General features: G+C 71.4%; 24 protein-coding genes and 3 pseudogenes. 13 read left to right on the top strand and 14 right to left on the bottom strand.

The annotated features are described in order from the left end of the window. Nucleotides 1-25: 25 nt before the first annotated feature. Nucleotides 26-358, bottom strand: coding sequence for a hypothetical protein (locus ACGFSA_RS07460; protein WP_393301017.1), 333 nt, complete (start codon nt 356-358; stop codon nt 26-28). 182 nt (nt 359-540) lie between these two features. On the opposite strand from ACGFSA_RS07460, the gene ACGFSA_RS07455 reads away from it, so the two are divergent. Continuing rightward, nucleotides 541-1,977, top strand: coding sequence for an amidase (locus tag ACGFSA_RS07455; protein WP_393301014.1), 1,437 nt, complete (start codon nt 541-543; stop codon nt 1,975-1,977). A gap of 11 nt (nt 1,978-1,988) precedes the next feature. Here ACGFSA_RS07455 and ACGFSA_RS07450 read toward each other — a convergent pair whose 3' ends face one another. Continuing rightward, nucleotides 1,989-2,303: a hypothetical protein gene (locus ACGFSA_RS07450; RefSeq protein WP_393301011.1), complete on the bottom strand. Its 315-nt coding sequence runs from the start codon at nt 2,301-2,303 to the stop codon at nt 1,989-1,991. Continuing rightward, nucleotides 2,300-2,701 carry a hypothetical protein gene (locus ACGFSA_RS07445; RefSeq protein ID WP_393301626.1) on the bottom strand — a complete coding sequence of 134 codons (402 nt, stop codon included), beginning with the start codon at nt 2,699-2,701 and terminating at the stop codon, nt 2,300-2,302. Before ACGFSA_RS07445 ends, ACGFSA_RS07450 begins: the two co-directional genes overlap by 4 nt. On the opposite strand from ACGFSA_RS07445, the pseudogene ACGFSA_RS07440 reads away from it, so the two are divergent. Further along, nucleotides 2,682-2,813: pseudogene (locus ACGFSA_RS07440) on the top strand (sensor histidine kinase); the annotation flags it as partial. The gene ACGFSA_RS07445 and the pseudogene ACGFSA_RS07440 sit on opposite strands and share 20 nt — an antisense overlap. Next, nucleotides 2,810-3,493 (top strand): response regulator, encoded by a 684-nt coding sequence (locus tag ACGFSA_RS07435; RefSeq protein WP_393301008.1) that lies wholly within the window; start codon nt 2,810-2,812, stop codon nt 3,491-3,493. The pseudogene ACGFSA_RS07440 and the gene ACGFSA_RS07435, both read left to right, overlap by 4 nt. A 449-nt stretch (nt 3,494-3,942) precedes the next feature. Here the strand turns inward: ACGFSA_RS07435 and ACGFSA_RS07430 are convergent, their stop codons facing one another. Together ACGFSA_RS07430 and ACGFSA_RS07425 are read right to left on the bottom strand one after the other, a co-directional pair. Beyond that, entirely contained in the window at nt 3,943-5,007 is a 1,065-nt protein-coding gene (locus tag ACGFSA_RS07430; protein ID WP_393301005.1) for a biotin/lipoate A/B protein ligase family protein, read from the bottom strand. Nucleotides 5,008-5,400: 393 nt separating this feature from the next. Next, nucleotides 5,401-5,556 (bottom strand): hypothetical protein, encoded by a 156-nt coding sequence (locus ACGFSA_RS07425; RefSeq protein WP_393301002.1) that lies wholly within the window; start codon nt 5,554-5,556, stop codon nt 5,401-5,403. A 46-nt stretch (nt 5,557-5,602) separates the two neighbouring features. On the opposite strand from ACGFSA_RS07425, the gene ACGFSA_RS07420 reads away from it, so the two are divergent. Both ACGFSA_RS07420 and ACGFSA_RS07415 read left to right on the top strand, forming a co-directional pair. Next, nucleotides 5,603-6,115 (top strand): SGNH/GDSL hydrolase family protein, encoded by a 513-nt coding sequence (locus tag ACGFSA_RS07420; RefSeq protein WP_393300999.1) that lies wholly within the window; start codon nt 5,603-5,605, stop codon nt 6,113-6,115. Between the two features lie 89 nt (nt 6,116-6,204). Beyond that, nucleotides 6,205-6,639, top strand: a complete 435-nt coding sequence (locus ACGFSA_RS07415; RefSeq protein WP_393300996.1) for a hypothetical protein — start codon at nt 6,205-6,207, stop codon at nt 6,637-6,639. Here ACGFSA_RS07415 and ACGFSA_RS07410 read toward each other — a convergent pair. The 4 genes and pseudogenes from ACGFSA_RS07410 to ACGFSA_RS07395 all read right to left on the bottom strand — a co-directional run bounded on the left by ACGFSA_RS07410 (nt 6,543) and on the right by ACGFSA_RS07395 (nt 9,918). Then, nucleotides 6,543-7,061 (bottom strand): MFS transporter, encoded by a 519-nt coding sequence (locus ACGFSA_RS07410; RefSeq protein ID WP_393300993.1) that lies wholly within the window; start codon nt 7,059-7,061, stop codon nt 6,543-6,545. The two genes, ACGFSA_RS07415 and ACGFSA_RS07410, sit on opposite strands and share 97 nt — an antisense overlap. Nucleotides 7,062-7,154: 93 nt before the next feature. After that, nucleotides 7,155-7,512 (bottom strand): annotated as a pseudogene (locus ACGFSA_RS07405) (NUDIX hydrolase); the annotation flags it as partial. Between the two features lie 759 nt (nt 7,513-8,271). Continuing rightward, a complete protein-coding gene (locus ACGFSA_RS07400; RefSeq protein WP_266979691.1) occupies nt 8,272-8,484 on the bottom strand; it encodes a DUF4287 domain-containing protein in 213 nt (70 codons plus the stop codon). Nucleotides 8,485-8,733: 249 nt separating this feature from the next. Continuing rightward, nucleotides 8,734-9,918: a M23 family metallopeptidase gene (locus tag ACGFSA_RS07395; protein ID WP_393300989.1), complete on the bottom strand. Its 1,185-nt coding sequence runs from the start codon at nt 9,916-9,918 to the stop codon at nt 8,734-8,736. 111 nt (nt 9,919-10,029) lie between these two features. On the opposite strand from ACGFSA_RS07395, the pseudogene ACGFSA_RS07390 reads away from it, so the two are divergent. Next, nucleotides 10,030-10,339: pseudogene (locus ACGFSA_RS07390) on the top strand (gamma-glutamyltransferase); the annotation flags it as partial. 78 nt (nt 10,340-10,417) lie between these two features. Beyond that, nucleotides 10,418-11,245 (top strand): inositol monophosphatase family protein, encoded by an 828-nt coding sequence (locus tag ACGFSA_RS07385; protein WP_393300986.1) that lies wholly within the window; start codon nt 10,418-10,420, stop codon nt 11,243-11,245. Between the two features lie 286 nt (nt 11,246-11,531). Here ACGFSA_RS07385 and ACGFSA_RS07380 read toward each other — a convergent pair whose 3' ends face one another. Further along, nucleotides 11,532-11,957 (bottom strand): VOC family protein, encoded by a 426-nt coding sequence (locus ACGFSA_RS07380; RefSeq protein ID WP_393300983.1) that lies wholly within the window; start codon nt 11,955-11,957, stop codon nt 11,532-11,534. After that, nucleotides 11,954-12,826, bottom strand: a complete 873-nt coding sequence (locus ACGFSA_RS07375; protein ID WP_393300980.1) for a nucleotidyltransferase family protein — start codon at nt 12,824-12,826, stop codon at nt 11,954-11,956. The genes ACGFSA_RS07380 and ACGFSA_RS07375 overlap by 4 nt, the downstream gene beginning before the upstream one ends. Before the next feature lie 86 nt (nt 12,827-12,912). On the opposite strand from ACGFSA_RS07375, the gene ACGFSA_RS07370 reads away from it, so the two are divergent. The 4 genes from ACGFSA_RS07370 to ACGFSA_RS07355 all read left to right on the top strand — a co-directional run bounded on the left by ACGFSA_RS07370 (nt 12,913) and on the right by ACGFSA_RS07355 (nt 17,094). Then, complete coding sequence (locus tag ACGFSA_RS07370) at nt 12,913-14,328, top strand: phytoene desaturase family protein (RefSeq protein WP_393300977.1); 1,416 nt, start codon at nt 12,913-12,915, stop codon at nt 14,326-14,328. A 176-nt stretch (nt 14,329-14,504) separates the two neighbouring features. Beyond that, nucleotides 14,505-15,041: an O-acetyl-ADP-ribose deacetylase gene (locus ACGFSA_RS07365; RefSeq protein ID WP_393300974.1), complete on the top strand. Its 537-nt coding sequence runs from the start codon at nt 14,505-14,507 to the stop codon at nt 15,039-15,041. A gap of 49 nt (nt 15,042-15,090) precedes the next feature. Next, nucleotides 15,091-16,563, top strand: coding sequence for an AlkA N-terminal domain-containing protein (locus ACGFSA_RS07360; protein WP_393300971.1), 1,473 nt, complete (start codon nt 15,091-15,093; stop codon nt 16,561-16,563). A 12-nt stretch (nt 16,564-16,575) separates the two neighbouring features. Beyond that, the gene (locus ACGFSA_RS07355) at nt 16,576-17,094 is read left to right on the top strand and encodes a methylated-DNA--[protein]-cysteine S-methyltransferase (protein WP_393300968.1); all 519 of its coding nucleotides are present in this window, start codon (nt 16,576-16,578) and stop codon (nt 17,092-17,094) included. Nucleotides 17,095-17,175: 81 nt separating this feature from the next. On the opposite strand, the gene ACGFSA_RS07350 is transcribed toward ACGFSA_RS07355, so the two are convergent. Further along, nucleotides 17,176-17,760: a TMEM165/GDT1 family protein gene (locus tag ACGFSA_RS07350; RefSeq protein WP_393300965.1), complete on the bottom strand. Its 585-nt coding sequence runs from the start codon at nt 17,758-17,760 to the stop codon at nt 17,176-17,178. Between the two features lie 350 nt (nt 17,761-18,110). Between ACGFSA_RS07350 and ACGFSA_RS07345 the strand changes: the two genes are divergently transcribed. Next, a complete protein-coding gene (locus ACGFSA_RS07345; protein WP_393300962.1) occupies nt 18,111-18,521 on the top strand; it encodes a (2Fe-2S) ferredoxin domain-containing protein in 411 nt (136 codons plus the stop codon). Between the two features lie 100 nt (nt 18,522-18,621). On the opposite strand, the gene ACGFSA_RS07340 is transcribed toward ACGFSA_RS07345, so the two are convergent. Both ACGFSA_RS07340 and ACGFSA_RS07335 read right to left on the bottom strand, forming a co-directional pair. Then, nucleotides 18,622-18,999: a VOC family protein gene (locus ACGFSA_RS07340; RefSeq protein WP_393300959.1), complete on the bottom strand. Its 378-nt coding sequence runs from the start codon at nt 18,997-18,999 to the stop codon at nt 18,622-18,624. Nucleotides 19,000-19,013: 14 nt separating this feature from the next. Further along, nucleotides 19,014-19,274, bottom strand: coding sequence for a hypothetical protein (locus ACGFSA_RS07335; protein WP_393300956.1), 261 nt, complete (start codon nt 19,272-19,274; stop codon nt 19,014-19,016). A 182-nt stretch (nt 19,275-19,456) separates the two neighbouring features. On the opposite strand from ACGFSA_RS07335, the gene ACGFSA_RS07330 reads away from it, so the two are divergent. Continuing rightward, nucleotides 19,457-19,974, top strand: a 518-nt coding sequence (locus tag ACGFSA_RS07330; RefSeq protein WP_393300953.1) for a DeoR/GlpR family DNA-binding transcription regulator, incomplete at its 3' end; no start/stop codon positions are given.

Raw genomic sequence — 19,974 nt, 5'->3', positions numbered from 1 at the left:
GGACGGTGTCGGGGCACCGAGTCCGTCACCAGGAAGACGACATGCGAACGATGAAGCTGTGCATGGGGAGTCTGTCCGAGGCCTCGATCTTCACCCGTATGACGGGGAAGCCCGTCGCCCGCGATTCGGCCGAACGGAGCAGGGCGGTGGCCCGCCGCTCGGTGCGGGTGCCGCGCCCGGTCCCGGTCAGCATGGGCTGGTCGGGAAGGGAACCGCGGTCCAGGACGATGCGGCTGAGCTTCAGCCCGATCCGGCCCGCCCGGTGTTCCAGGCGTGCACGCGCATCCATGGCGCCTGCCGCGGTACCGAGGCGCACCGTGAGGTGCGTCTCGAGCTCTCCCGCGAACTCTGCTTCCACGGGCCCCACCCCAGCCGTTCGGTTCTGTCCACTCCTGCCGGAGAAACCAGCAAGCGGAACTGACACTCCCCGTTGAACGGTTGAGTGGACCGGCCACTAATCGTTACCCTCCAGTAAGTTCGCTTGGGCGGACAGATTCGGAAGGCGCGGGCACGCGCCGAAATCCGGGAGGCGTACAGGCCATGTCCTCAGCAGAGTTCACGGAGTCGACCGGACTGGCGGACAGCGCACGCGAGCTGGCCGACGGCCGGACCACCTCGGCCCAGCAGGTGTCCGCCGCCCTCGAACGCATCGAAGCGAGCCAGAGCACCCTCAACGCCTTCCGGCACCTGCGTGCCGCCGAAGCGCTCGCGGAGGCCGCCGAAGCCGACCGGCGCCTCGCCGCAGGGGAGCGGCTGCCCCTGCTCGGGGTGCCGGTCGCCGTCAAGGACGACACCGATGTCGCGGGAATGCCCACCTACTTCGGCTGCCGCGGCGACCTGCCCGCGGCCACCGCCGACAGCGAGGTCGTCCGGCGGCTGCGCGCCGCCGGGGCCGTGATCGTCGGGAAGACCAACTCCTGCGAGCTCGGACAGTGGCCCTTCACCGAAGGACCCGCCTTCGGTGCCACCCGTAACCCATGGAACACCGACCACACTCCCGGCGGCTCGTCCGGCGGTTCCGCCGCGGCCGTGGCCGCCGGGCTGGTGCCCGCCGCCCTCGGTTCGGACGGCGCCGGGTCCGTCCGTATCCCCGCCGCCTGGACCCATCTCGTCGGCATCAAACCGCAGCGCGGCCGGATCTCGGTCCACCCGCACCACGACGCCTTCCAGGGCCTCACCGTCAACGGACCGCTGGCCCGCACCGTCGCCGACGCCGCCCTGCTGCTCGACGCGGCCGCCGGACCTCACCCCGACGACCTGCACCGGCCCCCGCCCGTCGCGGCCTCCGCCGCCGCCGGCCGCGACCCCGGCCGGCTGCGGATCGCCCTCGCGTGGCAGCCCCCGTTCACTCTCACCGGTACCGCCCCCCACCCCGACGTACGACGGGCTGTCACCGCACTCGCTGAGGCGCTCGCCCGGCTCGGCCATCAGGTCGAGGAGGCCAGGCCCCGTTACCGGCTGATCGGTCTCGGCTTCCTCCCCCGTGCCACGGTTGGGATCGCCGAACTTGCCGCGCTCCACCCCGAACCCGCCCTCCTCGACCCGCGCACCCGCAGCGCCCTGCGCACCGGCACCCGGCTCGGGGGCCGGGTGGTGCGGGCGGCCCGGGCCCGGGAGGTGCGCCAGCAGCGCAGGATCGGTGCGTTCTTCCACGCGCCCCGGGTGGGAGCCCGGTTCGACGTGCTGCTCACCCCGACGACCGCCGCGCCCCCACCCCGGATCGGCACATTCGACGGCCTGAGCGCCTGGCGCACCGACGTGGCGATCACCGAGGCGTGCCCGTACGCCTGGCCGTGGAACGTGCTGGGCTGGCCCGGCATCAATGTGCCGGCCGGCTTCACCGCCGACGGGCTCCCCATCGGCGCCCAGCTGCTCGGCCCCTCCCGCAGCGAGGAGCTGCTGATCTCCCTCGCCGCCCAGCTGGAGGCCGATCAGCGCTGGTACGAGCACCGGCCGCCGGCCTCCGCGGGCGCCTGACGCACCGCCGGTCAGAGCGTGCGGCGGGCGCCGACCACCCACACCCCCGCCCGCAGCAGCACGCCCTCCCCCGTCTCGTACGGCAGCAGGGCCTTTGTCATCGAGGCCCGGGTGGTGTCGGAGACGGTGAGCCCTGGCGTACGGGAGACGAAGAAGTCCACCGCGTCCGTAGCGTCCCGCCCCCAGCAGGCCGTGGCCGTCACGGGGGCGACGCCGATCTCCTCGAAGCCCGCCGCGCCCAGCACCTTCCGGTTGGTGTTGCAGCGGTCAAGATGGTCAGCCCCGTGCAGGCCGATCGGTCCGTTCCACGCGTCGGTGACGGTCATGCGCGCTCCTCGGTCCTTGCGGTCAAGGTGGCCTCGATGCGTTCGACGGCGCAGATCGCGCCGAACGCGATCAGATGAACCAGGCAGTGATCGGTGAACGGCGGCGCCAGCCAGGCCGCCACGTCCTCGTCCGTGATCCGGTACGGGGCACGCGCCGCGAGCAGCGCAAGCCGTGCTCCCGGCCGCTCCGCCCGGTCCGGCACCTCCTCGCCGTGCAGGGGGAGCGGGGCGACACCGTCCCAGGCCGCCACCGACGCCCGTACCAGCGCCACGTCCTCGTCGCTGAGCAGCCCCGCGCCCAGCTGCGCCGCCGCTCGCAGCGCGCCGAACGCGGTGCCGATCGGGGTGTCCGCCGCCCACTCGGGCGCCGCCCCCTCGGGCACCGGCCTCACCGGCATGGGTGAGCGCGTCAGGGCCCTCGGTGGCACCCTCGCCGCCGCACCACGCGCGGGCGGCGGCTTCTCCGTACGCGCCGAACTGCCCCTGCGGACAACGGGAAGCGCGGTATGAACCACCAGGACACGATCCGGGTGCTGATCGTCGACGACCAGGCCCTGATGCGCGCCGGGTTCCGCGCCCTGCTGGACGCCGAGGACGGCATCGAAGTGGTCGGCGAGGCGGCCGACGGCCGTCAGGGAGTGGAACTCGCCCGCCACCACACCCCGGACGTCGCCCTCGTCGATGTACAGATGCCCGTGATGGGCGGCATCGAGGCCACCCGCGAGATCGCCGCCGACCCGCTGCTGGCCGGCGTCCATGTCGTCATCCTCACCGACTACGGGCTCGACGAGTATGTCTTCGACGCGCTGCGCGCCGGGGCCGCCGGGTTCCTTCTCAAGGACACCGAGCCCGCCGAACTCCTCCAGGCCATCCGCGTCGCGGCCCGCGGCGACGCGCTGCTGTCGCCCGCCATCACCCGCCGGCTGATCGGCGAGTTCGTCTCCAGGCCGCCCGACCGGGCAACGGCCCCCGGCTTCGAGACCCTGACCCGCCGCGAACGCGAGGTGAGTGCGCTGGCCGCACGGGGGCTGACCAACGAGGAGATCGCCGCGCACATGGTGATCAGCCCGTTCACCGCGAAGACCCATGTCAGCCGGGCGATGACGAAGCTGGGCGCCCGCGACCGGGCCCAACTCGTCGTCTTCGCCTACGAGTCGGGTCTCGTCGTGCTGCGGGAGCCGCACCTCTGAGACGTTCCGGGTCGCTCGACGGAATCACCGGCCGGAAGCTCCCGCGGCCGGCGGCCGATCTCACGGAGCAGTGCTTACTGGACCAGTACGGACAGCCGGCCCGCCGGCACCGAGGCAGGTCTCCCACCCGCATGTTGATTCTCCGCGAGCCCTTACGAAACGCGTGCTGTCCACTCCGCACTGCTGTACTTGGTTGGTGGCGGCCAGTTCTTCCGCGCGCGCCAGTTCCTCAGGAGTGACGCGTCCATGCGTGAGCCCGTAGCGGTTGCGGAAGGACCCCACCATGCGGTCGATGACGGTCTCGCGGGGCAAACCGGTTTGGCGGCGCAGCGGGAATCGGGAACGGAGAGCGAGTACGTGATGGAGTTGCCCGGTTCCACGAAGGTCGGACGGGGAAGACACTACGAGCCTGCGTGATCACGGGCAAGCGCCTGCTCCCGCCGGGGTGCTTACGGCACCCGCGCGGTCCACTCCTCGGTGGCGAACTTCGTCCGCACCAACTCCTCCGCCCGGGCCTTCTCTTCCGCTGTGACTTCGCTGGCGGTCAGCCCGTAGCGGTTACGGAAGGAGGCGATCATGTTCTCGATCACCTGCTCCCGAGCGAGGCCCGTCTGGCGGCGGAGCGGGTCGACGCGCTTCTTGGCGCTCTTGGTGCCCTTGTCGGACATCTTCTCCTTGCCGATGCGTAGGACTTCGAGCATCTTGTCGGCGTCGATGTCGTACGACATGGTCACGTGATGCAGGACGGCTCCAGGACCACCGTCGGCGCCGACCATCCGCTTCTGGGCGGCGCCGGCGATCTTGCCGACCTCTGTGGCGATGTCGTTGAGGGGCTGGTACCAGGCCCTGATGCCCATGTCGCCGAGTGCGCCCAGCACCCAGTCGTCGAGGTAGGCGTAACTGTCGGCGAAGGAAAGGCCCGACACCAGCGACTCCGGCACGGACAGAGAGTACGTGATCGTGCTCATGGGCTCTACAAACATGGCCCCACCACCAGAAATGCGGCGTACCACGGTCATCCCGTGCTTCGCCGCCCCGTCGGGGTCCACCTCGTTGCGCAGCGACTGGAAGCTGCCGATGACCACAGCAGGCGAGGCCCATTCCCAGACCCGCAGCGTGGGTGCCCGTCGCCCGGAGGCCACCTCAGCGGTGAGGACCTCGTCCAGCGCCATGTGCAGGGCCGGGGCCTGCGGCTCCATGTGCACCAGCTGCCAGTCGTAGTCGCTCCACTCGGTCGCGTGGGCCAAGGCTCGCCGAACGGCGATGCCGACGCCCTCCGCGGTCAACCCGAGCATCACGGTCGACTCGGGCAGGACCGCCGTGATTCGGGCCGCCAGGCCTGTGGCGTCCGTCGAAGCGGGAGCACCCTCCAGGGCCCTGTTGATCAAGAGGAGCGCCTCGTCGGGCTCCAGGAAGAAGTCCCCAGCGACGTGCACGTTGCGCAGTACGCCTTCCTCGACGTCCAGATCTACGACGACAAGCTTGCCACCGGGCACCTTGTACTCGCCATGCACGGCTTCGTTCCCTTCCAGTGCGCGGCGTGTCCTGAGCCTGCTGCTCCGAAATCTTGATACATGCGCACACGCTTCGTATTGCACCTTAGACCGACCGGCACATGGGGGGCGGCGTCGCGGGGCTGGGCACGCACATCTGCCGCGTTGTCGTCAATCACCATGGCTCCGCCATGTCTCAATCCTCCGCCTTGCAGCTGCACGCACCCAGCCCCGCTCCTTCTCCCACCCCCCATCTGCCGGTCGGTCCTAATGCTCGCCTCGCCTGTCTTCCTGCTCGCCTGTAACGAGTGGACCCGCAGCCTCAAGGCCACTGAGGCTCAGTCCTTGGACTTGCTCAGGTAAAGCACGATGTTGGGGCCATGATCTTCGAAGCCCGCGCCAAAGTGGCTGCCGCTACGTGTCGCTCGTCCGGATCTGTGCCCCGTTGGTGTCGCAGAACGGCAGGAAGACGCGCTCGGGACCGATCTTCGCTGCGATTCGCTGGGCGAGGCCGGCGGCGAGAGCGCAGTCGTGTACGGCAAAGAGCCGGTGGGCTATGTGGACAGACACCGGGAATGGCCCCCAAATCAGTGGTCAAGCGCGGCGAGGCGCGGGGATGGGAAGGGAAGCCGGGAACCTCGCCCGGGAGCTCAGCGAGCGCACGGGGCGGCCGGTGGAGTGGTCGGTGCGCGGCCAGTACGGGGCGACGGTGCGCCGGATCCGGTACCGGCTGCTGCACGAGGTCGGCTCGGACCTCCAGGTCGCCGCGCTGCTGGCCGGGGTCAACGACGTCCTCGGCCGGCGAAGCCCGCAGAACTGGGGGGACGATCTGGCGGCCGTGGTCGGCGATCTGGCGCGGCGGGCCGAGGAGGTGGTGGTGACCGGGATACCGGCGTTCGGGGAGTTCCCCTCGGTGCCGGGGACGCTGGGGCGGTACCTGGCCGAGCGGGCCACTGCGCTGGACGAGGTCTCGCAGCGGGTGTGCGCGGGGATCGCGGGCGTGACCTGGATAGGCTCCACGGACGTACTGCCGATGGGGCCGGAGTTCTTCGCGCGCGACCGCTTCCACCCCTTGGCCCACGGATACCGTGCGTGGGCGCGGATCGTCGCGGGGAAGGTGGCGCTGTGAGTGGGCGGCACGGACGGGCGGACACGCCGGGTACGCGGGGAGCGGGGCCGGGTGGGGCGCCAGGGGGCGCCGATTTCGGGCTGCCTTTCGTGGACGAGCACCGGGTGCCGGTCGCGGCCGGCGCGGCCGAGGTGTGGCGGGCCCTGACCGAGGTGGTCGGGCGGAAGCGCGGCGGGCGCAGCGAGGCGTACGCGCGGCTGGTCCGGGCGGAGCCGGCGGCCGCCTCGGGGCCCGCGCTCGTGGAGGGTTCGACGCTGCCGGGCATGCGCGTGGTGGAGTCGGCGCCGGGCCGCCGGGCGGTCCTTGCGGGCCGGCATTTCCTGTCCCGGTACACGCTGCTGTTCGAGCTGGTGCCGCGGCCGGACGGCTCCGGGACGGTCCTGGTCGCCGGTACGTACGCCGTGTCCCCGGGGCCGCTCGGCTTCGCCTACCGGCAGTTGGTGATCGGTTCGGGGGCGCACGGGAAGCTCGTACGGCGACTGCTGGCGGAGGTCCGCGACCGGGCGGAGCGCGGGCAGGCCTGAGCCGCCGCCCGGCCGACGTGCGCGGCCGTGCCGGCCAGGACGGTGGACGTGATGGCGTTCGTGGTCACGAGCGGGCTGATCGCCGGATGGCGCCAGGTGTATGCGAGGCCGGCGCGGATTTCGCTGCGCAGCGACGGTGCGGCTGTGCGCGGACGCGGGGCGGGCTCGGAGGTGCGGATGTGCAGGGTGCACCAGGCGGTGACAAGGTAGGAGACCCCGTCGGCGGCGACCGTGCGGGCGGCTCCGATCAGCCCGATCAGCGCTCCTGCGAGTGCCGGGCCGCCGATGTCGGCCAGCGTGTTGGCGCTGGCCAGTTTGGCGATGGCCTCCAAAAGCCGGTGCGGCGGAAGAAGGTGGGGGATGGAGGACAGGCTTGCTGCCATACCGACGACGTGGCAGGAGCCGACGGGGAATGCTGCCACTCACAGCTGCGTCAGGGCCAGTTGGCCGTATGCGGCCGCCAGCGGAATGGATCCCATCGCGGCAGCACAGCCCAGGCTTGTCGCCATCATCGTTCATGCGATGTCGTCCACCGCGGTCACCGAGCGCGGTGTGCGGTAGGCGTAGGGGGTGAAGTGCGCGGGGGTGTGGTCGATGGGCAGGTCGGGGCGCCAGGCGGTGAGGATCTGGGCGCTGCACACGAACAGGTCGTCGGGCAGTTGGTCCAGGGGGTGCCAGGCCCAGTCGCCGACGCTCTCGTCCGGTTGCGTGGCCGGCTGGCCCCGCCAGGCGTTGACGATGGCGCCGACGGTGACCCACGACGTCCTCGACGTGGTCGACGAGCGTGCCCAGGAGCGTGACGTCGTCCAGCCGGGCGGTCAGGCCGGTCTCCTCGGCGAGTTCGCGGATCACGGTCGCTTCGAGGGATCCCCCGGTCGCTGAGGACGATCGGCGTGGTCCGGACGTATCCGGCGCCACATTGCTACCGTCGCAGACCTCGCCTGCAGCCATGCATCCGTTGCCATGGCGCTCACCAAGGCGGTTCCTGCCGCGAGCGCGATCGGGTCCATCCCCCCACCCCCCTACGCATAGCGATCCGAAGACCAATGTGGAGGAGTTGAGGCGCACTTGGGGCGTCTCCCCGGCGATATGGGGCGACGCAACCGGCGGCCGCCGACTGGCGTGAGACCCCGGTGCGCGCCGACTTTCTGATGGGCGTGCTGCTTCCTCCCGTGCTTCTTGACCACGGCAGTTCTCTTTCCGCGCGCAGCGGTGGATCTTGACGGCCAATTCGGTATCAACGGGCCACCAGCACCGCGCCGTCCGGCGCATCGGTGTCCTTCACCAGGCCAGTCGGGGCCCCGCAGCGGACGCTGACCCCGAGCTGCGCATCGTCGGCCACCCTCACTTCCAGGCCAGGGGCGGGCGGCGACTCGGCCGACCCGGCGGGCCCCGCCGCCAACCCGACGCCCTGCTCGGCGACAAGGGCTACGACTCCAACCCGAACCGCGACGCGCTGCGCAAGCGCCGGATGGTGGGACAGCTCGGGTATGAGGTAGCGGACGTAGCCGAGGCCGAAGCCGCTGTCGAGGACGGCATGGAGGCCGCCGGAGACCCGGCCATTTCGTGTAATTCTTCCATCCTGGCCAGGCGAGCCGTGAGCGTCGAGGCGTTCCGGCGATCACGGCGCCGTTACTTGCCCTTGTCCTCCGCGAGGGTGTGCGCGACGAGGGCGTTGGCGTGGCCGTGGCCGAGGCCGTGCTCGGCCTTGAGCCAGGAGACCAGCTCCATGTGCTTGGTCAGGGGCGAGGACCGGATGAGGTCCTTCCACTCCGGGATAGGCCGGCCGTACGTCTTCTCGATCGACGGAAAGTAGCTGGCGGGGCCCTTCACGGCTTCAGTCATGACCGTAGTCTGCCACGGTGCACCGGCCGTTGACGGGTTCCGGGATGGGGGCCGACGGGCGGGGCGCGGTCCCGTCAACTGCCGTGCGCCGGAGCGGTACTTCCGCGTTCATGAACACGTCGGGGTCGGTCGAGGTCGCGGTCGCGGCACGGGGGGAGGTTGCTCGTGGGGGCTCGCCGCCATGCTGGCGGCGCACCGCGCGCCGCGCCCGGCAACCGGGCCGGCCGGCCGACGGACGAGTGGGACCGGTCAGTCCCGGGCCGGGGCGGGAAGCGCTTCCACGACCGCCTCTTCGTCCGGCACAGCCAACTCCCTGACCCGGGAATCCCCACCCGGGCCGCCGGGCCATTCACGGAAGCGCCGGAACAGCATCGGCATGCCTCGGGCGACCGAGAGGTCGGAGCTGTCCATGACCTGCATGTGCACATGGGGCTGGGTCGAGTTGCCGGAGTTGCCACAGTTCGCGAGGTGCTGGCCGGCCACCACTCGCTGTCCGGCGGACACCTGGAGGGAGCCGGACTTGAGGTGCACCAGGGCGATGTAGGGGCCGTGCTCCGACAGCGAAATGATCAGATGGTTCCCTGCGATGGCGTTCGCCCCTCGGCGTACCCGTGCGGCCTGGCCCAGCATGTACGGCATCAGGGCGAGCTGTGACCGGCGTGCCTCGTGGTCGGGCTCGCTGTCGTGGGCCGCGGTCACGGTGCCGGCGGCGGGAGCCAGGACCGGTCGGCCGAAACTGTGGAAGAGCTCGGGCGGTTCGGTGGCGAAGAAGGTCCGCCAACTGCGGTGGCCGGCCGTGCGGTGGCGGTCGTCCACGCCGATGAAGTCAATGGCGTGACTGCTGCCGAACATCTCGGTCCCATGACTTGGAATCCGCCGTGCCGGGCTGTTCCTGGCGCGCCACAGCCCGGTGAAGGGCAGCGAGAGCTCGACGCCGCGCGTCCCCGGAGGTTGTACGCCCGGGTCTCCGCCTGCCCCGGCGGCGACGCCTGCCGTGGCGAAGGCGGTGGCGCCGATCGCGACGGTGCGCGCGACGAAGAGCCGCCGGGAGGGGGCCTTCCCGTCAGGGGCGTCGGGGTCGTCCGGCGACGGTGTGGCGGCCCGTCGGGTGAGGCCCCGGCGGAGCAGGAGGCGGACGAGTTCGCCCAGGAGCAGCGCGAGGGTGAGGTACATCAGCAGCGGCAGCCAGACCTCACCCGCCGGGGTGAGGACCCGTGTGATCTCGAACGGCGGCTCGGCGGGCCCGGCGAACAGCAGGACCGCTGTGGTCGCCGAGAGCAGCCACACCAGCACCGTGCCGGCACGCCGCCAGGGGGAGCCCTCGTGGGAGACGTCTTTGACGAGGCGCCGGAACAGGTACCGGTGGACGGCCGTCAGAGCCAGGAGGATCAAGGCGGCGTTCAGGAGTAGAAGAGCTGTGCCGGTCCGTGACATGTGTCGAACCTAGCCGCTGGGCGTGTGTCCGCTTCCTGCTGTTCCAAGGAATGGTCGATTTCCGAAGAGCTGTCCCGTACCGGCTTCCGTGACCGTCCGGAGGGCGAATCGGTGCACTTCTTCCTCGCCGTCGCCCTGCGCGTCGAGGTACGCGGCGGACTCGACCTGCAGGGCGCCATCGACGCTCCCAACTGGCACAACGACAGTTCCCCCGGCTCGGTCTTCCCGCGCGGCATGCGGCCCGGCAGCGTCACCGTCGAGGAGCGCATGGGTCCGGTGGTCGTCGAGGAGGCGCGCCGCCGCGGCCATGACGTCACCGTGGGCGACCCGTGGCCGGAAGGGCGGATATGCGCCGTCGCCCGCGATCCGGAGACCGGGGTGCTCTCCGCCGCCGCGAACCCCCCGCGGCATGCAGGGATAAGCCGTCGGTCGCTGACCGGCCACCTGCGCGTCATGACCAGGTCGTCGGGTTCCCGGTGGACCGTGCTTAGCTGGAGCCATGATCGATGACTTTCTTGCCGGGGACCTGACCGAGGTCGAGGAGGCGGTCCGCGCAGCGGCCGCCGCCGAGATCATGCCGCGCTACCGGCAGCTCGCCGCACACGAGATCGTCGAGAAGAGCGGCCCGCACGACCTCGTCACCACCGCCGACCGCCTTGCCGAGGAACACCTCACGGCGTCCCTGACGCGGCTGCTCCCCGGTTCGGTGGTCGTCGGTGAGGAGGCGGTCCACGCCGATCCGAAGGTGTACGACGCCCTGGACGGCGACGCACCGGTCTGGATCGTCGATCCGGTCGACGGGACCCGCCAGTTCGTCCGCGGCGAGCCCGGCTTCTGCACCCTCGTCGCCCTCGCCCACCATGGCGAACTCCTTGCCTCCTGGACGTACGCCGCGGCACTGAACGAGATGGCGGTCGCGGTACGCGGCCGGGGAGCCGTACTCAACGGTGTGCCGATACGCTCCGGATCGCCCGCGCCCGGCGCCGCACTCGAAGTCGCGATGTCGCACCCCGACTACACCACCGAAGCCCAGAAGCGGGCCCTGCTGGGCCTGTTCGTCGACGGCATCCACGCCCGTCCGTGCGGCTCCGCGGGCCTCGAATACCTGGCCGTCGCCCGCGGCGACCAGGACGCGGTCGCCTTCAACTGGGAGTACGCCTGGGACCATGCGGCGGGCCTGCTCCTGGTCACCGAGGCGGGCGGCGCCCAGGCCACGCTCTCGGGTGCCCCGTTCCGCATCGCCGGGGGCAACGACCTGCCGTTCACGGCCGCCCGCGACAAGGCGACGGCCGAACGGATCCTGGCGGCGCTGCGCGCCGGGGGTTGACCTTCCCAGGCGGTCCCGGTCAGGCGATGAGCGCGCGGGTCACCGCGGCGGGCCGGGCCCCGAAGAACGAGGTCCGGTGGCCCGGTCGGCGCACCCGTGGCATCAGAAGATGCTGGAGACCTGGCTGAGCGAAGCAGGCCGGGAAGCGCTGCGGATCGCCGACGAGCAGGCGGTACGCATCGAGAACGCCGACTTGCCGACGCGTTCACCCCGGAGGAACGCGACGCCCTGCGCGACCTGCTCGCACGCTGTGCCACCGCCATCCGGCACGACTGAGCGGCAGCGGCTACGCCACCCGGTGCAGCACCAGGCAGAACGGGTGCCCAGCCGGATCGGCATAGATCCGCCACGGCCGCTCCGCCCGCTCCGCGTCCGCCTCCCCGCCCTCGCTCCCGCCCTCGCTCCCGTCGTCGAGCACGGTCGCGCCCGCCGCGACGACCTCCGCCTGCGCCGCGTCCAGATCGGGCACACCGAAGTCCAAGTGGAACTGCTGGGGCCGCGCCGGGTCCGGCCACTGCGGCGGCCGGTGGTCCGCGACCCGCTGGAACGCCAGGACGAGACCGGCGTCGGTGTGCAGCGTCGTCCAGTTCTCGCCGAGCGCCCACCGCCGGTCCGGCTCGTTGAGCCGGCCGCCGAGGACCGACCGGTAGAACTCGGCCAGACGTACGGGATCGGGGCAGTCGAGCACCACGCATTGAAGTTCGGCGATCATGCCGGGATCCTAGACCGGGCCCGGTCCCCGGCGGAGCCCCTTTCCCACCCGAGAACCGCCCGCACATCGCGCGCCACGGACGCCGCCGTCTCCACCGCGGCCGAGTCCAGGCCGCGCAGCGCCCCACCGACCCGCTCGGCGAAGTCCGCCGGAGTCTCCGGCAGCAGCGCGGCCGCGGCCAGCGCCCCCTTCTCGTTCAGGCACCAGGTGCGGTGGTGGGCGTGGAGAGCCTGCGCCAGAATGCCGAATGCCCGCGACAGACAGAGCGCGACATGGAGCGTGTCCCCGGAGACCGCCGACTTGCGTGCCGCCGTGACGGAGAAGTCCGCCTCCCACGCGGCGTCGCACAGCGCCCTGCGCAGGAGTTCCGGATAGTCGCGCGTCTGCTGTTGAAGTTCCGTCAATTCGCCGTAGGGGTCGGCCAGTACGCGGCCCAGGGCGACCTCGCCCGGATAGCAGGGCGACCAGAAGCCCAGCGGATGGCCGGGCTGGACGCCCACCTCGAAGCGGCCCTCGCGGCAGTCGGACCAGACGCTCTCGACCCGGTCCAGATCGCGCAGGATCCAGTCCACCGCCGTGCCGTCAATCCGCAGCCAGGCGCCGCCGTCGACCCATGGACCCCAGCCGCCCGGACCGGCCACCTCCACCGGGGAGCCCTGCGCCTGAGAGGCGAGTGCGGTCAGGGCGACCAGGTCGAGTGTCCCGCGGTAGTAGACGCCGAGATCCCAGTCGGAGTCCGGGCGATGCGTCGAGCGGGCGCGGCTGCCGCCGAGGGCGACGGCCCGGACACCGGACACCGCGGTCAGCCGGGCCGCCATGTCGTCGACCATCGATGCGCGAACTCGTTCTGCTGCCGACTCCGTATTCATCGGCCCGGACGGTACCCGCGGTTCGGCTGTCGGCGCAGCGGAATATCCTGGAGTTTCTTGCCGTCGGCTGACGAAGGAGTCCGAAGGTGCCATCGATGCTCGATGCCGTCGTCGTGGGGGCGGGCCCCAATGGACTGACCGCCGCAGCCGAACTGGCCCGCCGGGGCTTCTCCGTGGAAGTGTTCGAGGCGCAGGAGACGGTCGGGGGCGGCGCCCGTACCGAGGAGCTCACACTCCCCGGCTTCCGCCATGACCCGTGTTCAGCCGTGCATCCGCTGGGCATCGGCTCGCCCGCGTTCGCCCGGATGCCGCTCGCCCGGCACGGCCTGGAGTGGCTCCAGCCCGAGCTGTCGCTCGCTCACCCCTTCCCGGACGGCTCCGCCGCCGTGCTCACCGGTTCGGTGGGGGAGAGCGCCATGTCGCTCGGACCGCAGGACGCGGGGGCGTACCGCAGGCTGCTCGCCCCGTACCTCGGCCACTGGGACACGCTCGCGGAGGACTTCCTGCGCACGCCGTGGATCGGGCTGCCGCGTGATCCGTACCGCTGGGTCCGGTTCGGGCTGGACGCGATCCAGCCCGCCACGCTCCTCGCCCGCCGGTTCCGGGGCGCGAAGGCGCGCGGCCTGTTCGCCGGACTCGCCGCCCATGCCATAGCCCCCACCAGCGGCCTTGCGACCGGCGGCATCGCGCTGCTCTTCGCCGTCGCCGCTCACGAGAACGGCTGGCCGGTGCCGCGCGGCGGCTCACAGGCCATCTCCGACGCCCTCGCCTCGTACGTACGTGAACTGGGCGGCACGATCCGTACCGGCACGGAGGTCAAGCGCCTCGACGAGCTCCCGCCCGCCCGCGCCTATGTCTTCGACACCTCGCCGACCGCCCTCGCGCGGATCGCCGGACTGGGCCAGGCCTACCGCGACTACCGGTACGGCGCCTCCTGCTTCAAGATCGACTATGCGCTGTCGGGCCCCGTCCCCTGGACCGCGAAGGAGGCCCGGCGGGCCGGCACGGTCCATGTCGGGCCCACGGCAGGCGAGATCGACAGCGCGATGCGGGCAGCCGTGGCGGGCCGCGACCCGAGCGTGCCGTTCCTGATCACCGCACAGCCCAGCCTGGTCGACCCGTCCCGCGCGCCCGAGGGCCGTCACGTCTTCTGGGTGTACGGACATGTCCCGGCGGGCTGGGAGGGCGACGCCACCGAGGTCATCGAGAGGCAGTTGGAGCGGTTCGCCCCCGGCTTCCGTGATCTGGTGCTCGCCCGCGCCGTCGCAGGCCCTCCGCAACTCGCCGCGCGCAACGCCAATTACGTCGGCGGTGACATCGCGTGCGGTGCGTTCGCCGGTCTGCAGACGGTGCTCCGGCCCAAGCTCGCCCGCGTGCCGTACGCGACGGCGCACCCGGCGGTGTTCCTGTGCTCCTCGGCCACCCCGCCCGGGCCCGGCGTGCACGGGATGTCCGGCCACCACGCGGCGAAGGCGGTGTGGCGCAGGCTCCGTGCGACCTGAGGGCAGGCCGACGAGGCTGCGGGGCAAGGCACCCGAGCACACCGCCCCGCGAACCTCGGCCACCGGCGTCCTGCCCGGCCGGCCGGTCATGCGGCACACCCGGCGGCCTGCCGGTGAACGCGGTACGGCGGGGTTCCCGTCCCGCGGAGCAGCCCCGGGGACGGCATGATGGGAGCATGCGCACACCCCCGCCCGTCACGGTGACCCTCGTCCGCGGCGACATCACCCTGCAGTCCGTCGACGCCATCGTCAATGCCGCGAACTCCTCGCTGCTCGGCGGCGGCGGAGTCGACGGCGCGATCCACCGGCGCGGCGGCCCGGAGATCCTCTCCGCCTGCCGCGAGCTGCGCGCCTCGCAGTACGGAAAAGGGCTACCGACCGGTCAGGCGGTGGCGACCACGGCCGGGAAGCTCGACGCCCGATGGGTGATCCATACGGTCGGGCCGGTATGGAGCAGCGCCGAGGACCGCTCCGCGCTGCTGGCCTCCTGTTACCGGGAATCACTGCGGGTGGCCGCCGGGCTGGGTGCGCGGACCGTCGCCTTCCCCGCGATCTCGACCGGTATCTACGGCTGGCCCCTGGACGACGGCGCGCGGATCGCCGTCCGCACGGTCCTGGCGGAGGCGGGAGCTCCGGTGGAGGAGGTGCGATTCGTCCTGTTCGACGAACGTGCGTACACGGAGTTCGAAGAGGCCCTGGCAGCGCAAGGCTGATGTCGGATTTCCGCCAGTCCGGCGCGGTCGGGTGGCTCATGCTTGAGCCATGTACACCGACACCGAGCGCTGCGTACGGGCCGTCCAGTCCAAGGACGCCCGCTTCGACGGCTGGTTCTTCACGGCGGTCCTGACCACCAGGATCTACTGCCGTCCGAGCTGCCCCGTCGTGCCGCCCAAGGTAGAGAACATGACCTTCTACCCCAGTGCCGCTGCCTGCCAGCAGGCCGGGTTCCGGGCGTGCAAACGGTGTCGGCCCGACACCAGCCCCGGCTCCCCCGAGTGGAACGCCCGCGCCGACTCCGTCGCCCGTGCGATGCGGCTCATCGGGGACGGGGTCGTCGACCGCGAGGGTGTGCCGGGGCTGGCCGCCCGGCTCGGCTACTCCGCCCGGCAGATCGAGCGGCAGCTGCTCGCCGAGCTGGGTGCCGGTCCGCTCGCCCTCGCCCGCGCCCAGCGCGCCCAGACCGCCCGGCTGCTCATCGAGACGACCGAACTCGCCATGGCCGACGTGGCGTTCGCGGCCGGGTTCTCGTCCGTCCGTACCTTCAACGACACCGTCCGTGAGGTCTTCGCGCTCGCGCCGAGCGAACTGCGCACCCGCGCCGCCCGGTCCGCGAAACCGCCGGCGACGCCGGGAGTGATAACGCTTCGGCTGCCGTACCGGGCCCCGCTCAATCCCTCCAACCTCTTCGGCCACCTCGCCGCGACCGCGGTCCCCGGCGTCGAGGAGTGGCGCGACGGCGCCTACCGCCGGACGCTCACCCTCCCGTACGGGCACGGCATCGTCGCCCTCACTCCGCGCCCCGACCACATCGCGTGCCGGCTCTCGCTCACCGACCCGCGCGATCTCACCCTCGCCATCAGCCGCTGCCGATGGCTGCTCGACCTGGACGCCGACCCGGTGGCCGTCGACGATCAACTGCGGGCCGATCCGCTGCTCGCCCCGCTGGTCGACAAGGCGCCGGGGCGGCGGGTGCCGCGCACCGTCGACGGGGCGGAGTTCGCCGTACGGGCGGTGCTCGGCCAGCAGGTCTCGACCGCTGCCGCCCGCACCCACGCGGCCCGCCTGGTCACCGCCCACGGCGTCCCCGTCGACGACCCCGAGGGCGGTCTCACCCACCTCTTCCCGACCCCGGAAGCGCTCGCCGGGCTCGACCCCGAGCAGCTCGCGCTGCCACGCAGCCGTCGCACCACCCTCACGACCCTCGTCGGCGCACTCGCCGAAGGCGCGCTGCAACTCGGCACCGACACCGACTGGGAGAGGACCCGGGCCGAACTGATCACCCTGCCCGGCTTCGGCCCCTGGACCGTCGAGGTCATCGCGATGCGAGCGCTCGGCGACCCGGACGCCTTCCTCCCCACCGACCTCGGCATCCGGCGGGCGGCGGAGGAACTCGGCCTCCCGTCGACCCCCGCGGCCCTGACCGCACGCGCGGCGGCCTGGCGTCCCTGGCGGGCGTACGCGGTCCAGTATCTTTGGACCGTCGACGATCACCCGATCAATCACCTTCCCGTATAAGGGAGTTCACTCATGACTGCGACACGCGCCGCGACCCGGCAGCACACGGTCGTCGACAGCCCGTACGGTCCGTTGACCCTCGTCGCCACCGACGGCGTCCTCTCGGGCCTCTATATGACCGGGCAGCGGCACCGCCCGCCCGAGGAAACCTTCGGCGACCCGGACCCGCACCCCTTCACGGAGACGATCCGCCAGCTGGACGCCTACTTCGCGGGCGAGCTGCGGGAGTTCGACCTGCCCCTGTACCTGGACGGCACCCCGTTCCAGCGCAGCGTCTGGGAGCAGCTCCGGTCGATCCCGTACGGCGAGACACGCTCGTACGGGGAACTCGCCGAAAACCTGGGCAAGCCGGGTGCTTCCCGCGCTGTGGGCCTGGCGAACGGCAAGAATCCGGTCGGGATCATCGTCCCCTGCCACCGGGTCATCGGAGCGTCGGGCAGCCTCACCGGCTACGGCGGCGGACTCGATCGCAAGCAGCGGCTGCTGGCCTTCGAGAACGGCACGGAGGGCGACACACCGGCGCTCTTCTAGACCGGGCTCCGGACACGCCGAAGCCCGGCGGACGCACGGGGCGGCCGTCGGGCTTCGTGGTGGCTGCGATATGGAACCGGCTCAGGCCATGAAGATCTCGACGACCGACCAGATCGCCAGCCCCAGCATGCACAGGCCACCGATGCGCTGCACCGTCTTGAGCGGCACCCGCTTGGCGATGAAGCGCCCGGCGACCAGCGCCAGCGCCGAGACGGACATCAGGGCGGCCGCGGACCCGATGGCCGTGGACCAGGTGCCGTTGCTGGCGGCCAGGTTGGCGGTGGTGATCTGGGTGAGGTCACCCCATTCGCTGATGAACACCGCCATGAACGCGGTCGAGTAGACCGGCCAGAAGCCGGTCACGGTCCTGGTTTCGCTCTCCTCGTCGCCGTCGCCGCCCCCGGCACGCAGCAGCATGAACGCGCCGAACGCGAAGAGGGCGGCCGAGACGAGCTTGACGATCCAGTCGGGCAGCAGCCCGATCAGACCGCCCGCGCCGACGGCTATCGCGACATGCACGAGGAACGCGGACGACGTGCCGAACCAGACGTAGAGCGGCCGCATGCGCGTGCCCATGGCCAGCGACGCGAACATGGTCTTGTCGGGGAGCTCCGCGAGGAAGATCAGCCCGAAGGCGGTGACGATCGCCAGGGGGTCGAGATGCATTCCGGGTGGCTTTCTGTGAGAGCCGGGCCCGGGCCTTTCCGCGAAGCGCCACTCGGGCTTTTCGGAGGACCACTCGGCCCGGCATGACTGCAGCGCCCACAGGGTGCGGGCGTGTCATACCTGACCGAAGGTCTCGCCCGCCCGTAATGATCCACGAGCCCGGCCACCGGGAACCCGGGGGTTCCAGTGTGTCGACGACCGGTTTGCGGGGCTACTCCCCTTCGCGACCACCTACCTTACCTCACCGGTTCACTCGACCGCCGCGAGATGGGGTGCAGGTGTTCGATTGCGGAGAGTGCTCGATAGAGTCCCACGGTGATCATCCGCGCCACCACCTGGAGCGTTCCCGCATGAGCCGCCGCACGCGCAAGGCCGCCGCGCCCACCCAGGGCGCGCCCCACCCCACCGTCAGCGTCTGCCGCGGCTGCTGCTGCGGTACGCCGAAGATCCCGGACGTGGACCATGCCGGACAGCTCGCCACGCTGCGCCGGTCACTCGGCGAGATCGCCACGGTGCGGGCCGTCGAATGTCTGGACGCGTGCGAACAGGCCAATGTGATCGTCGTGCAGCCGTCGGCCGAGGGCAGGAGGGCGGGTGGCCGCCCGGTCTGGCTCGGCCTGGTCAACGACCCGGATGCCGTCGCCGACATCGTCACCTGGGTCGAGGCGGGCGGCCCCGGCCTCGCGGACGCCCCCGACATTCTCGACCTCTACACGTTCCGACCCTCGCGCCGCATCGCGCAGGAACTGGACAGGGCCTAGAAGACTCATGAAGATCTTGTTGAGGGGCTGTCCGGCGGATCATGCCGCGGCCGCGGGGGCACCGCAGGCCGTGGCATGACCGATGAGCCTCGGACGAGCGTCAGAGCGGCTTGATGCGGGCCTTGAGCAGGCAGAACTCATTGCCCTCGGGGTCGGCCAGGACATGCCACTGCTCGTCCCTGGCCTGGCCGATGTCGGCCCGGCGGGCACCGAGCTTCAGGAGGCGTTCGAGCTCGGCGTCCTGGTCGCGGTCGGTGGGGTTGACGTCGATGTGCAGCCGGGACTTCCCCGGCTCCGGCTCGTCCCGGACGCTGAAGAAGATCGTGGGCTGCGGACCGCCGAACCCTTCCGGCGTCCCGATCTCCACGCAGCCCTCCTCGCGGCCGACCACGACGTAGCCCAGGACCTCGCACCAGAACTGCGCCAACAGTTCGGGGTCGCGGCAACCGAGCACAAGCTCACCGATACGACATGCCATAAAGAAACCTGCTCTCAGTTGGCGGGCCGCCGGGGCCACGCGCGCAGCTCATGGGCTCCCAGCAGCGAAAACAACTCCGCGACCGTACCGGACGAGGCGAGCATGGGAAAGATCTTTTCCGTGCCGAGGGCCTGTCGGGGCGTCCGGGCACGGCAGTTGGCCGGGCGGTCGACGTCGAGCGCGGGATGGGTCGGGTAACCCGCCTCTCGGCCGGTCGCTCCGTTCGGTGTGGGGGTGATCTTTCTGATGACGAATGGGCTTCGCTGGAACCTCACCTGCCGAAGAACACAGGCCGAGGTGGGAGCCGGTCGGATCGGTTGACGAGGTCCGCACCGGACGGCCGGGGCCACGCTGCCCGGCCTTGCGGTAATCTGGATTTGTTGAATTGTGATGCTTTCCGTGTGTCCATCGTGACGTTCATGGTGGATTCGGCACACAGACGATCAGGGATGGGCTCGTGACGGACGCAGGACTGCTCGCACCCCAGCGAAGGGCACTGATTCTCGACATCGTGCGCCGCGACGGAGCCGTACGGGTGGCCGACCTCGTCGACCAGCTCGGGGTCTCGGACATGACCATCCGCCGCGACCTGGACGCCCTGGCCCGCGCCGGCTCCGTGGAGAAGGTGTACGGCGGCGCCGTGGCGACATCCGGGACCACCGCCGACGAGCCGGGGTTCGAGGCCAAGTTCACGCTCGAATCGACGGCCAAGGCGGCCGTCGCCGCGGCTGCGGCCGCCCTCGTGGAACCGGGAAGCGTGGTCGCGATCTCCGCGGGGACGACGTCCTACGCCGTGGCGGAGCGACTCCTGCACGTCCCCCGTCTCACGGTGGTGACCAACTCACTGCCCGTCGCCGATCTCCTGCGGGCCGCAGGCCGGGAACGGGGCGCCGCTGCTCCGACGCTGCTGCTGACGGGCGGCGCCCCCACCAGGTCGGCCGCCCTGGTCGGCCCGCTGGCGGACCAGGCCATCCG

The sequence above is a fragment of the Streptomyces sp. NPDC048496 genome, from assembly GCF_043200055.1.
In the GTDB taxonomy this organism is placed as follows: Bacteria; Actinomycetota; Actinomycetes; order Streptomycetales; family Streptomycetaceae; genus Streptomyces.
This window is presented reverse-complemented; position numbering and strand designations above follow the sequence as displayed.

What these genes read in the sequence shown, in the direction of transcription:
- ACGFSA_RS07395 (WP_393300989.1), bottom strand. Translation starts at nt 9,918, where the DNA reads ATGTCACGGACCGGCACAGCTCTTCTACTCCTGAACGCCGCCTTGATC.
- ACGFSA_RS07450 (WP_393301011.1), bottom strand. Translation starts at nt 2,303, where the DNA reads ATGACCGTCACCGACGCGTGGAACGGACCGATCGGCCTGCACGGGGCT.
- ACGFSA_RS07385 (WP_393300986.1), top strand. Translation starts at nt 10,418, where the DNA reads ATGATCGATGACTTTCTTGCCGGGGACCTGACCGAGGTCGAGGAGGCG.
- ACGFSA_RS07400 (WP_266979691.1), bottom strand. Translation starts at nt 8,484, where the DNA reads ATGACTGAAGCCGTGAAGGGCCCCGCCAGCTACTTTCCGTCGATCGAG.
- ACGFSA_RS07365 (WP_393300974.1), top strand. Translation starts at nt 14,505, where the DNA reads ATGCGCACACCCCCGCCCGTCACGGTGACCCTCGTCCGCGGCGACATC.
- ACGFSA_RS07445 (WP_393301626.1), bottom strand. Translation starts at nt 2,701, where the DNA reads ATGCCGGTGAGGCCGGTGCCCGAGGGGGCGGCGCCCGAGTGGGCGGCG.
- ACGFSA_RS07375 (WP_393300980.1), bottom strand. Translation starts at nt 12,826, where the DNA reads ATGAATACGGAGTCGGCAGCAGAACGAGTTCGCGCATCGATGGTCGAC.
- ACGFSA_RS07345 (WP_393300962.1), top strand. Translation starts at nt 18,111, where the DNA reads ATGAGCCGCCGCACGCGCAAGGCCGCCGCGCCCACCCAGGGCGCGCCC.
- ACGFSA_RS07340 (WP_393300959.1), bottom strand. Translation starts at nt 18,999, where the DNA reads ATGGCATGTCGTATCGGTGAGCTTGTGCTCGGTTGCCGCGACCCCGAA.
- ACGFSA_RS07455 (WP_393301014.1), top strand. Translation starts at nt 541, where the DNA reads ATGTCCTCAGCAGAGTTCACGGAGTCGACCGGACTGGCGGACAGCGCA.
- ACGFSA_RS07380 (WP_393300983.1), bottom strand. Translation starts at nt 11,957, where the DNA reads ATGATCGCCGAACTTCAATGCGTGGTGCTCGACTGCCCCGATCCCGTA.
- ACGFSA_RS07435 (WP_393301008.1), top strand. Translation starts at nt 2,810, where the DNA reads ATGAACCACCAGGACACGATCCGGGTGCTGATCGTCGACGACCAGGCC.
- ACGFSA_RS07350 (WP_393300965.1), bottom strand. Translation starts at nt 17,760, where the DNA reads ATGCATCTCGACCCCCTGGCGATCGTCACCGCCTTCGGGCTGATCTTC.
- ACGFSA_RS07360 (WP_393300971.1), top strand. Translation starts at nt 15,091, where the DNA reads ATGTACACCGACACCGAGCGCTGCGTACGGGCCGTCCAGTCCAAGGAC.
- ACGFSA_RS07420 (WP_393300999.1), top strand. Translation starts at nt 5,603, where the DNA reads ATGGGAAGGGAAGCCGGGAACCTCGCCCGGGAGCTCAGCGAGCGCACG.
- ACGFSA_RS07355 (WP_393300968.1), top strand. Translation starts at nt 16,576, where the DNA reads ATGACTGCGACACGCGCCGCGACCCGGCAGCACACGGTCGTCGACAGC.